This window comes from Streptomyces sp. SID5643 (assembly GCF_009872555.1).
In the GTDB taxonomy this organism is placed as follows: domain Bacteria; phylum Actinomycetota; class Actinomycetes; order Streptomycetales; family Streptomycetaceae; genus Streptomyces; species Streptomyces iakyrus.
The window spans coordinates 39,023-50,627 of the sequence record NZ_WWIC01000355.1; the positions used below are offsets into that span (position 1 = coordinate 39,023).

Genomic DNA, 11,605 nt, shown 5'->3' on the forward strand with positions numbered 1-11,605 from the left:
GGGTTTATGAGCAACGCGGATGAGCAGGCCGGGCCGACCGTTTCCGGCTCCCTGGCGCACCGGGTGCCGGATCTGGGCGCCCTGGAGCTGCTGCTGGCGGTGGCGCGGCTCGGCAGTCTCGGCGGTGCGGCGCGGGAACTCGGCATCACCCAGCCCGCGGCCAGCAGCCGGATCCGGTCGATGGAACGGCAGCTCGGCGTGGCGCTGGTCGACCGCTCGCCGCGCGGGTCGCGGCTCACGGACGCCGGGGCGCTGGTGACGGACTGGGCGCGGCGGATCGTGGAGGCGGCGGAGGCGTTCGACGTGGGCGCGCAGGCGCTGCGCGTGCGTCGCGACTCCCGGTTGCGGGTGGCCGCGAGCATGACCATCGCCGAGTACCTGCTGCCGGGCTGGCTGCTCGCGCTGCGGGCGCAGCGGCCCGACACGGCGGTGTCGCTGCACGCGGGCAACTCGACGGTGGTGGCCGAGCGGCTGCTGTCGGACGAGGCGGATCTGGGGTTCGTGGAGGGGCTGTCGGTGCCGGCCGGTCTCGACTCGGCGGTCATCGCCCACGACCGGCTGATAGTGGTGACCGCGCCGGGGCACGCCTGGGCCCGGCGGCGGCGGTCACTGGCCGCGCGGGAACTGGCGTCGACGCCGTTGATCCTCCGCGAGAAGGGTTCCGGGACGCGGCAGGTGCTGGACGCGGCGCTCGGCGGGCTGGCCCGCCCGCTGATCGAGCTGTCGTCCACGACGGCGGTGAAGGCGGCGGCGGTGAGCGGGGCGGGGCCTGCGGTGCTGAGCGAACTGGCGGTGGGGGAGGAACTGGCGATGCGGCGGCTGGTGTCCGTGCCGGTGGACGGGGTCGCCCTGGCGCGGGACCTGAGGGCGGTGTGGCCGACGGGGCATCGCCCCACGGGGCCGGCGCGGGACCTGCTGTCGCTGACGCGGGGATAGCGGCGCACGCCGTGTCCAGGGGGCTCCGCCCCCTGGGCCCCCGGCCTGTGCCTCCCCGCCACCCGAATCAGTCGGCCGGGAAGCCGGCTCGCGGGGCACGCAGCCGGAGGCCCCCGGCGGTCAGCGCCCTGCTGCCGCCTCCACCAGCGCCCTCATCACCCGTATGTCCTCGCCCATCTCCGGATGCCACTGCACGCCCAACACCCAGTCGGCCAAGGGCAGTTCCACTGCCTCCACCGTGCCGTCCGCCGCGTACGCCGAGGGGACCAGGCCCTCGCCCAGGCGGTCGACGGCCTGGTGGTGGTACGTCGGGACGAACGTCTCCTCCGGCACGATCCCGCCGTACAGACTCCCCGGCACCGGCTTCACCGCATGCCCCCCGAAGACGCCCACGACCTCCGCGTGTCCGTCGATGTGCTGCACGAGCGTGCCTCCGAGGGCGACGTTCAGCAGCTGCATGCCCCGGCAGATCCCCAGCAACGGCACGCCCGCCGCCAGCGCCGCGTCGATGAGCGCCAGCTCCCAGGCGTCCCGGTCCGGCGCCGGCGGCCCCGTCCGCTCCTCGCGCTCCGCCCCATAGCGGACCGGCTCCACGTCCGGCCCGCCCGCGATGACCAGCCCGTCCAGCCGCGCCACGGCCTCGGTGGCCCGCTCCGGGTCGTCCGGGGGCAGCATCGCGGCCAGGCCGCCCGCCCGCTGCACCAGCCGGGGGTAGCCGACCGGCAGCAGCGCGGCCTCCAGCTCCCACACGCCCCAGCGCGCCCCGGACTCCAGATAGGTGCTGACCCCGATCAACGGCCTGGCCACGACAACTCCCTCACCACTCGAACACCTAGTCCCGTGCCAACTCTGCCTCGGCCGCCGCCAGTGCCGCGAACTCCTCCTCCGGCGCCTTCGCCACCAGCCGCTTGCGGCTGTACAGGCCGAAGTACCCGACGGCCACCGCGTAGACCACGAGCGCGATCAGCGCCGCCGTCACGTCCACGAGGAACGTGGCCACCAGCGCCGCACAGGCCAGCACCAGCGCGACCGAGGAGGTCAGGACCCCGCCGGGCGTCCGGTACGGCCGCGGCAGCTCCGGCTCGCGGCGCCGCAGCACGATGTGCGACAGGGACATCAGCGCGTAGGAGATGGTCGCCCCGAAGACCGCGATGTTCAGCATCCGCGCGCCGTTGCCGGAGACAGCGGCCAGCAGGAAGCCGATCGTGCCGGGCACCAGCAGCCCCAGGTACGGCGCCTTGCGGCGGCTGGTCAGCGACAGGAAGCGCGGCAGGTAGCCCGCCCGGGACAGGGCGAACAGCTGGCGCGAGCCCGCGTAGATCAGGGAGAAGAACGACGCCACCAGGCCGGCCAGGCCCGCGTAGTTCACGATCCGGCTCAGCGTCGTGGCCTCGCCGTTCGGCTGGAGCGCCTCGACCAGCGGGTTGCCCGCCTCCTGGATCGCGGCGGAACCGCGTGCCCCGGCCGCCGCGAAGAACGTGACCACCGCCAGCACCACCAGGATGCCCATCGACCAGCGGATCGCCTTCGGCAGCGTACGGGCCGGCTCCTTGGTCTCCTCCGCGGCCAGCGGCACGCCCTCGACGCCGAGGAAGAACCACATGCCGAAGGGGAACGCCGCCCAGATGCCGAGCAGGCCGAACGGCAGCCAGGAGCTCGACCCCGCGGCCGAGGAGTCGACCGGGATGTCGTCCAGCGATGCGAAGGAGAAGTCGGGCAGTGCCGCCAGCGCGAACACGACCAGGGCGACCACCGCGATACCCGTGACGACGAAGCTGAAGCGCAGCGCCTCGCCGACGCCCCACAGGTGGATGCCGAGGAAGATCGCGAAGCAGACCAGGTACATCGGCCAGCCGGACTCCAGCCCGAACAGGCCCAGCGACTCGACGTAGTCGCCGATGAAGATGACGATCGCGGCGGGCGCGAGGACGTACTCGATGAGGATCGCCGTGCCGGTCAGGAAGCCACCCCACGGGCCGAGCGCCCGCCGGGCGAAGCCGTAGCCGCCGCCCGCGGTGGGCAGGATCGAGGAGAGCTCGGCGAGGGCGAAGACCATGCACGCGTACATGGCGCCCATGAGGACCATGGCGATCGCCAGGCCCCCGAAGCCGCCTTCGGCCAGACCGAAGTTCCAGCCCGAGTAGTCGCCGGAGACGACGTAGGCGACGCCGAGGCCGGTCAGCAGCACCCAGCCGGCGCTGCCTCGGCGCAGCGCTCTGCGTTCCAGATAGTCGTCGCCCTCCGGGGCGGCGGGTGTGGTGGTGGGTTCCTGGGGCATGGGCAGTCTCCCGACGGTGCGGCGGCGGTCACGGGATCGAGTGGGCTCGCATTCAATGGAATGAGGCCATACCTTTGCGGGCCGACCGAGGGATGGCAAGACCCGTGCGTTAATCGCCCGTAAATCCTCACTGTGCCGGGACACCGCGCCGGGACACCGCGCCGGGACACCGTGCCGGGACACCGTGCCGGGACACCGCGCGAACCGCCGCCCCCTCAGCCGAGGAAGCCCCGCAGCAGCGCCGCCGTGCCCCCGCAGTGCTCGCGCATGATCTCCCGCGCCTGATCGGCGTCGCCCTCGATCACCGCCTCCACCAGGGCGGTGTGCTGCCGCTGGGAGTGCTCCAGGTTGCGCACCAGCAGCGGGATGCAGTCGAGCAGGTCGTTGACCCTCGCGCGCACGGCCGCGTACTGGGCGGTGAGCGTGGGGGAGCCGGACAGCTCGGCGATCGTGAGGTGCAGCAGCGTGTCCAGGCGGCGGTACTCGGTGAGCGGCGCGTCGTGCGTGCGCGTCAGGGCCTCGCGCAGCCGGTCCGCCTGCTTCTCCTCCAGCCCGTGCGCCGCGCACAGCCCTGCCGCGCCCACCTCCAGCACCTCCCGGAACCGCAGCACGTCCTCTATGTCGACCTCGGCGACCCGGCGCCGCAGCTCGTCCTCGCCGACGGCCTCCGCGCGCGGCAGCACGAACGTGCCGCCGTACCGGCCGCGCCGCGACTCGACCAGGCCCTGGTCCTGGAGCACCTTCAGCACCTCGCGCAGCGTCACCCGGCTGATCCCCAGCCGCTCCGCCAGCTCCCGCTCGGCCGGCAGCCGCTCGCCCCCCGGCACCAGACCCAGCCGTACGACTTGCAGGATCTGCTCCAGCGCCTCCTCGAAGCCGTTGCCCGCGCGCACCGGTCGCAGCACCGGCGTCAGCCCGTCCCGCACCTCACCGCCACCCGCTTCTTCCGGCATGTGGCCGCACCCCCTTCCCAAGCAATGGTTCTCCGCAATACCTTATGGCTCCCGGCGGATCCATGGCAGCGGATCCAAGGAGCCTAGGAGGCCTTCCCGTGGCAGACCGCACACCCCCGCTGAGCGTCGAGGAGCTGCACACCCTCGTCGCCGGCGGTGAGATCGACACTGTCGTCCTGGCCTTCCCCGACATGCAGGGACGACTCCAGGGCAAGCGGTTCGCCGCACGCTTCTTCCTCGACGAGGTCCTCCGGCACGGCACCGAGGGCTGCAACTACCTGCTCGCCGTCGACACCGAGATGAACACCGTCGACGGCTACGCGATGTCCTCCTGGGACCGCGGCTACGGCGACTTCGCCATGCACCCCGACCTCACCACCCTGCGCCGCGTCCCCTGGAACGAGGGCACGGCCATGCTCCACGCCGACCTCGCCTGGAACGACGGCTCCCCGGTCGTCGCCGCCCCCCGCCAGATCCTGCGCCGCCAGCTGGAGCGCCTCGCCGAACTCGGCTACACCGCCCAGGTCGGCACCGAGCTGGAGTTCATCGTCTTCAAGGACACCTACGAACAGGCCTGGGACGCCGGCTACAAGGGCCTCACCCCCGCCAACCAGTACAACATCGACTACTCCGTCCTCGGCACCGGCCGCATCGAGCCCCTGCTGCGCCGCATCCGCAACGAGATGGCCGGCGCCGGCCTCACCGTGGAGTCCGCCAAGGGCGAGTGCAACCCCGGCCAGCACGAGATCGCCTTCCGCTACGACGAGGCCCTGGTCACCTGCGACCAGCACTCCGTCTACAAGACCGGCGCCAAGGAGATCGCCGCCCAGGAGGGCATGTCGATCACCTTCATGGCCAAGTACAACGAGCGCGAGGGCAACTCCTGCCACATCCACCTCTCGCTCGCCGACGCCGACGGCACCAACGCCATGGCCGGGGACGGCGAAGGCGGCATGTCGGACGTCATGCGGCACTTCCTCGCCGGCCAGCTCGCCGCCCTGCGCGACTTCTCCCTGCTCTACGCCCCCAACATCAACTCCTACAAGCGGTTCCAGCCCGGCTCCTTCGCCCCGACCGCCGTCGCCTGGGGCCAGGACAACCGCACGTGCGCGCTGCGCGTGGTCGGCCACGGCCGCTCCCTGCGCTTCGAGAACCGCCTGCCCGGCGGCGACGTCAACCCCTACCTCGCCGTCGCCGGACTGGTCGCGGCCGGACTGCACGGCATCGAGCAGAAGCTGGAGCTGCCCGAGCCCTGCCCCGGCAACGCCTACGCCGCCGACCTCGACCACGTCCCCACCACCCTGCGCGAGGCCGCCGAGCTCTGGGAGAACAGCACCGTCGCCCGGGCCGCCTTCGGCGACGAGGTCGTCGCGCACTACCGCAACATGGCGCGCGTCGAACTGGACGCCTACGACGCCGCGGTGACCGACTGGGAGCTGCGCCGCTCCTTCGAACGCATGTGAGGTCCTTCGTGTCTTCCGAGCACCTTCTGGAAGTACTGAACCCCGCGACCGAGGAGGTCGTCGCCGCCGTCGCCGGGGCGAGTCCGGCCGACGTCGACGCGGCCGTCACCCACGCCGCCAGGGCACAGCGGATCTGGGCCGCCCTGCCCCCCGCGGACCGCGCCCGGCTGCTGCGCCGCTTCGCGGCCACCGTCGAGACGCACCTGGAGGAACTGGCCCGCCTGGAGGTCCGCGAGGCCGGCCACCTCATCGGCAACGCCCGCTGGGAGGCCGGCAACGTCCGTGACCTGCTGGACTACGCGGCCGGGGGAGTGGAGCGGCTCACCGGCCGGCAGATCCCGGTGCCCGGTGGTCTGAACGTCACGATCCTCGAACCGCTCGGCGTCGTCGGCGTGATCGCGCCCTGGAACTTCCCCATGCCGATCGCCGCCTGGGGCACCGCCCCCGCCCTCGCGGCCGGCAACGCCGTCATCCTCAAGCCCGCCGAGACCACCCCGCTCACCGCCCTGCGCCTGGCCGAACTCGCCCTGGAGGCCGGACTTCCCGAGCACCTCTTCCAGGTGCTGCCGGGACGCGGTGACATCACGGGCGACGCCCTGGTCCGGCACCCCGGAGTCGCCAAGATCGTCTTCACCGGCTCGACCCGGACCGGGACGCGCGTCGCCGCCCTCGGTGCCGAACAGGTCAAGCCCGTCACCCTCGAACTCGGCGGCAAGAGCCCCAACATCGTCTTCGCCGACGCCGACCTCAAGACCGCCGTCGACCCCTTCTCCTTCCTGGACAACTCCGGCCAGGACTGCTGTGCCCGCACCCGCGTGCTGGTCCAGGAGAGCGTCTGCGACGAGGTCCGCGAGCTGCTCGCCGAGGCGCTGGACGCCGTGGTGGTGGGCGACCCGGCCGACGAGAAGACCCAGATGGGCCCGCTGATCTCCCGGCAGCAGCTCGACCGGGTCCGCGGCTTCGTGCCGGACGGCGCCCCGGCCCTGCGCGGCAGCGCCCCCGAGGGCCCGGGCTTCTGGTTCCCGCCCACCGTCCTGACCGGCGAGAGCCCGGACTCGGCGGCGGCCTGCGAGGAGATCTTCGGGCCCGTCGCCGTCCTCCTGCCCTTCACCGACGAGCAGGACGCGATCCGGCTGGCCAACGACACCCCCTACGGCCTGTCCGGCTCCATCTGGACCCGGGACGTCGGCCGAGCCCTGCGCGTCTCCCAGGCCGTCCGCGCCGGCAACCTGTCCGTCAACTCCCACGCCAGCGTCCGCTACTGGACGCCGTTCGGCGGCTACAAGCAGTCCGGCGTCGGGCGCGAGCTCGGCCCCGACGCCCTGGCCGCCTTCACCGAAACCAAGAACGTCTTCATCAGCACGGAGGGCCCCGCACAGTGACTGCCCAGGAAAACATCTGCCGCCGCCTGGTCGGCCGCACCGCCGTCGTCACCGGAGCCGGCAGCGGCATCGGCCTCGCCGCCGCCCGCCGCCTCGCCTCCGAGGGGGCCCACGTCGTCTGCGGCGACGTCGACGAGACCCGCGGCAAGGCCGCCGCCGAGGAGACCGGCGGCACCTTCGTGAAGGTCGACGTCACCGAGCCCGACGAGGTCGAGGCCCTCTTCAGGACCGCCTACGACACCTACGGCAGCGTCGACATCGCCTTCAACAACGCCGGCATCTCCCCGCCCGACGACGACTCCATCCTGGAGACCGGCCTGGAGGCCTGGAAGCGCGTCCAGGAGGTCAACCTCACCTCCGTCTACCTGTGCTGCAAGGCCGCCATCCCCTACATGCAGCGCCAGGGCCGGGGCTCGATCATCAACACGGCGTCCTTCGTCGCCCGGATGGGCGCGGCGACCTCCCAGATCTCCTACACGGCCTCCAAGGGCGGCGTCCTCGCCATGTCCCGGGAACTGGGCGTGCAGTTCGCCCGCGAGGGCATCCGCGTGAACGCCCTGTGCCCGGGCCCGGTCAACACCCCGCTGCTCCAGGAGTTGTTCGCCAAGGACCCGGAGCGGGCCGCGCGCCGCCTGGTGCACATCCCGCTGGGCCGGTTCGCGGAGGCCGAGGAGATCGCCGCCGCGGTCGCCTTCCTGGCCAGCGACGACTCCTCCTTCGTGAACGCCACCGACTTCCTGGTCGACGGCGGGATCGCCGGGGCGTACGTCACACCCCTGTAGGCGAGCGCCCGGACGGCCCCGGTCGCGCCCTACAGTGCCGGGATGAGCATGACGCCGCCGCCCGGCTGGTATCCCGACCCGCACGCCCCGCACCTCCAGCGGTGGTGGGACGGCAGGGGGCTGGACCGAGCACCGCCGCGCGCCCGGGGCGCCCGCCGCCCCGCCACCGGACGGCGGCACCGGCCGGACGAAGGCGGTCGCCCTGACCGCCGCCGGCGCCGTCCTCGTCGCCGCGATCGTCACCGGAGCCGTCGCCCTCGACCGGGGCGGCGGCGACGGCACGGAGACCGGGACGGCCCCGACCTCCGCGCCCGGGACCACGCCCGGCTCACCGGAGCCGACCCCCGAGGCGTCCACGCCGGAACCGTCCGCCGACGACCCCGCCGTCGTCGAGGACCAGCTCAACGGCATCACGTTCCCGCTGCTCGACGGCTGGGTCCGCCCGCAGCACGTCGCCCAGGACGACGTCGTCATGACCACCGACGGCACCTACGACTGCCCCGCCGGCGTCGGCCTGTGCCGCCACGGCATGGTCTTCTCCCGCACGGTGACCGAGAACGACGAGAAGTCCCCGGAGGCCCTCGCCAAGGCCGACATCTCCGAGGCCGCCGACGAGGCCTACGACCGCGACCGGCTGGGCCGTGAGCTCCACGGCGGCCTGGAATCGCACCAGGTCGTCAAGTCCGGGCCGGTCGCGGTGGCGGGCCGTGCCGGGTACCTCGTGCGCTGGCGCGTCAAGACCGGCAAGGGCCCCGGCGGGTACGTACAGTCGCTCGTCTTCCCCTCCAGCGTCGGCACCGAGTCGCCGGTCCTCGTCCGGTACGTCTTCGACGCGGGCGAGGACGGACCGCCGCTCGCCGACATGGACCGCATCACCAAGGGCATCCGCCCGTTCGGTGACGCGGCCACGGGCGGCGGCGTCGGCAGCAGCATCGGTCCGACGGACTGACGCCGCACGAGCCTCAGAGGAACGTGTGGCCCTCGCCGCGGTAGGTGGGCACGGTCGCCGTCACCGCATCGCCCTCGACCAGGTGCAGCCGGTCGAACCGCTCGCACAGCTCACCGGCCTTCGCGTGCCGGAACCAGACCTTGTCACCGATCAGCAGATCGTCCGCGGGCGAGCCCAGCAGCGGCGTCTGCACCTCACCGGCGCCCTCCTGCGGGTCGTAACGCAGCCCCTCGGGCAGATACGGCACGGGCGACCGGTCGGCCCCGGCCGCACCGGAGGCGGGGTAGCCACCGCCGAGCACCGTCACGACCCCGACCCCCGGCCGTCGCACCACGGGCATGGCGAAGAGGGCCGACGGACGGCCGCTGAACGACGTGTAGTTGTCGAACAGACGCGGCACGTACAGCCCCGATCCGGCGGCGATCTCGGTCACCGCGTCCTCGGCCGCCGTGTGCTGCACCGAGCCGGTGCCGCCGCCGTTGACGAACTCCAGGTCCGGCACGACGGCCCGCACCGCGCGCACCACCTCCGCACGCCGCTCGGCGAGTTCACGCCGGGCCGCGGCCTGCATCAGCCGGATCGCCCGGGACCGCAGCGGACGCCCCGCCAGCGAGTCCCCGACACCGGCGACATGCCCCTCGTACGCCATGATCCCCACGACCTCGAAGCCGGGCCGCCGGGCCACCGCCCTTGCCACGTCGGCCACTTGGGCGGGGGAGTGCAGCGGCGAACGCCGGGCCCCGACCCGCACCCGCCCGCCGAGCAGCTTCAGGGACGTGTCCAACTCCAGGCACACCCGCACCACTTCACGACCCCCGCCCCGGGAGGCGTCGATCAGATCCAGCTGGGCGACGTCGTCGACCATGACGGTCACGGCGGCGGCGAGCTTGGGATCTCCGGCCAGTTCGGCGTACGCCGCACGATCGGCGGACGGATAGGCGAGCAGCACGTCCTCGAACCCCGAACGGGCCAGCCACAGCGACTCGGCGAGGGTGAACGACATGATCCCCGCGAAGCCGTCCCGGGCCAGGACGCGCTCCAGCAGCGCCCGGCAGCGCACGGACTTGCTGGCGACCCGGATCGGCTTCCCCCCGGCACGTCGGACCAGGTCGGCGGCGTTGGCGTCGAAGGCCTCCAGGTCCACGATCGCGAGGGGGGCGTCGAGATGGGCGGTGGCCCGGTCGTAACGGGCCCGGTCGGCGGCACGCGCAGTCATGAAGGCAGCCTGCCAGACTGGATTACCGCAGGGTAGGGGGACGTTCCGGGCAGATGCCCCGGCCTCGTGGACTGGTTCCCGTTCGCCCAGGAACAAGCCGTAGAGTGACGCGAACGTACGACGGACGCCGCCGGCCGGGGATCCGCGCCGGGATGACGCTCCGTCCGTACGGGTAGGTGTGCCCGGGACGATTCGGTACCGGGCCTCGGGCAGGACGGCAACGGCCCGCGGGAGACGAGCGGCCCGGGCATGAGGAAACGGGGGGTGCATGAGCACGGAAGCGCCACGCGCCTCCTTCCCCCCGCGCCCCACCACGCCGCCGCGCCCACCGCACCCGCCGGAGCCCCCGGCGGCGGACGGCCGGGAGACCCAGGGCATCACGTCCGACCCCGCGCCGGGCCAGGCCGGAGCCCCTGCCGGGACGGCAGCGGACGCGAACGGCCCGAAACGCTCCGACAGCCCGAACGACCGCCCCTACTTCCCCTCCCTCGCAACCGCCACCACCGGCTCCGCCGCACCCCGCCGCTGCGACCCTGCGGAACCTTGGCCCACCGGGCCGGCCGCACCCCGGCGCAGCGAGCCTGCGGATTCCGGGCCGTCCGGCTCTGCCGTACCCCGGCCCACCGGGCCGGCCGCATCCCGGCGCAGCGAGCCTGCGGAGTCCTGGTCCGCCAAGTCCGCTGCATCCCGGCGCAGCGAGCCTGCGGAGTCCCGGCCGCCCGGCTCTGCCGTGCCCCGGCCCACCGGGCCGGCCGCATCCCGGCGCAGCGAGCCTGCGGAGTCCCGGCCGCCCGGCTCTGCCGTGCCCCGGCCCACCGGGCCCATAGCACCCCGGCTCACCGAGCCCACCGCGCCGCCCCCGCCCCGCGCCTCCACCCGCTTCCCCGACATGCCGCCCATCATCGGCCGCGCGACGCGTGCCGACTCGGACCGGTCTTCCGGGGCCGGCCGTGATGGCGGGCCCGGGGCGGACCGGCCTTCAGGGTTCGGTCGTGAGTCCGGCTTCGGTTCGGCCAGGCCCTCCGGGGACGGCCGCGATGGCCGGCCCGGCTCGGACCGGCCTTCAGGGTTCGGCCGTGAGTCGGGCTCGGGTTCGGATGGGCGGTCCGGCGGTCGTGACGCCGGTCTCGGTTCGGACCGGTTGTCCGATGTCGGCCGTGAGGCCCGCCCCGGCTCGGACCGGCCTTCAGACGTCGGCCGCGGTACGAGCCGCGGTTCGAACGGACCGACCGGCCCGGGCCGTGAGACCCGTCCCGGCTCCAACGCTCCGTCCGGCGACGGCCGTGAGACCCACCGCGGTTCGACCAAGCCGTCCACCTCCCCGGCACCCGGCACTCCTCCGCGCCCCCGCCACCTCCCCACGCCTGGCCCCTCCGCCCGGGCGGGACGTGAGGACACTCCGGAGGAGGGGGCCTCGGCGGAGACGCCCGGCCGGCCCTTCCGCCTCTCCGCCCCCGGAGGTTCCGGCGCTCCGGCCGGAGCACCCTCGGACTCGGCCGGCCGGCCGTTCCGGCTCCCCGCGCCCCGCCGTACCGGCGCCCCCGGCGAGGAAACCTCCGCGACGACCGCCCGCCTTCGCCCGGCCCCCGCCGGCCCGGCGCCGGGCGAGCCCGTCGTACCCTTCGCCCGCCCCGCCACCCCGCCGC

General features: G+C 73.8%; 8 protein-coding genes and 1 pseudogene. 5 read left to right on the forward strand and 4 right to left on the reverse strand.

Annotated elements, in window-relative coordinates; all coding sequences use genetic code 11:
• Positions 1 to 6 precede the first annotated feature (6 nt).
• Entirely contained in the window at positions 7 to 936 is a 930-nt protein-coding gene (locus GTY56_RS37595) for a LysR family transcriptional regulator (RefSeq protein WP_161369743.1), read from the forward strand.
• A gap of 120 nt (positions 937 to 1,056) precedes the next feature.
• Here the strand turns inward: GTY56_RS37595 and GTY56_RS37600 are convergent, their stop codons facing one another.
• The 3 genes from GTY56_RS37600 to GTY56_RS37610 all read right to left on the reverse strand — a co-directional run bounded on the left by GTY56_RS37600 (position 1,057) and on the right by GTY56_RS37610 (position 4,167).
• On the reverse strand, positions 1,057 to 1,731 hold the full coding sequence (locus GTY56_RS37600) for a gamma-glutamyl-gamma-aminobutyrate hydrolase family protein (RefSeq protein WP_161369750.1): 675 nt from the start codon (positions 1,729 to 1,731) through the stop codon (positions 1,057 to 1,059).
• A 37-nt stretch (positions 1,732 to 1,768) separates the two neighbouring features.
• Complete coding sequence (eat, locus tag GTY56_RS37605; RefSeq protein WP_161369744.1) at positions 1,769 to 3,214, reverse strand: ethanolamine permease; 1,446 nt, start codon at positions 3,212 to 3,214, stop codon at positions 1,769 to 1,771.
• Between the two features lie 215 nt (positions 3,215 to 3,429).
• Entirely contained in the window at positions 3,430 to 4,167 is a 738-nt protein-coding gene (locus GTY56_RS37610) for a FadR/GntR family transcriptional regulator (RefSeq protein ID WP_161369745.1), read from the reverse strand.
• Positions 4,168 to 4,265: 98 nt separating this feature from the next.
• Here GTY56_RS37610 and GTY56_RS37615 point away from each other — a divergent pair, with 98 nt between their 5' ends.
• The 4 genes and pseudogenes from GTY56_RS37615 to GTY56_RS37630 all read left to right on the forward strand — a co-directional run bounded on the left by GTY56_RS37615 (position 4,266) and on the right by GTY56_RS37630 (position 8,743).
• The gene (locus GTY56_RS37615; RefSeq protein WP_161369746.1) at positions 4,266 to 5,630 is read left to right on the forward strand and encodes a type I glutamate--ammonia ligase; all 1,365 of its coding nucleotides are present in this window, start codon (positions 4,266 to 4,268) and stop codon (positions 5,628 to 5,630) included.
• An 8-nt stretch (positions 5,631 to 5,638) separates the two neighbouring features.
• Complete coding sequence (locus GTY56_RS37620; protein ID WP_161369747.1) at positions 5,639 to 7,012, forward strand: aldehyde dehydrogenase family protein; 1,374 nt, start codon at positions 5,639 to 5,641, stop codon at positions 7,010 to 7,012.
• Complete coding sequence (locus GTY56_RS37625; RefSeq protein WP_161369748.1) at positions 7,009 to 7,794, forward strand: 3-oxoacyl-ACP reductase; 786 nt, start codon at positions 7,009 to 7,011, stop codon at positions 7,792 to 7,794. The genes GTY56_RS37620 and GTY56_RS37625 overlap by 4 nt, the downstream gene beginning before the upstream one ends.
• A gap of 48 nt (positions 7,795 to 7,842) precedes the next feature.
• Positions 7,843 to 8,743 (forward strand): annotated as a pseudogene (locus GTY56_RS37630) (DUF2510 domain-containing protein).
• Between the two features lie 13 nt (positions 8,744 to 8,756).
• Here the strand turns inward: GTY56_RS37630 and GTY56_RS37635 are convergent.
• Positions 8,757 to 9,959: an amino acid deaminase/aldolase gene (locus GTY56_RS37635; RefSeq protein WP_161369749.1), complete on the reverse strand. Its 1,203-nt coding sequence runs from the start codon at positions 9,957 to 9,959 to the stop codon at positions 8,757 to 8,759.
• Between the last annotated feature and the right edge of the window lie 1,646 nt (positions 9,960 to 11,605).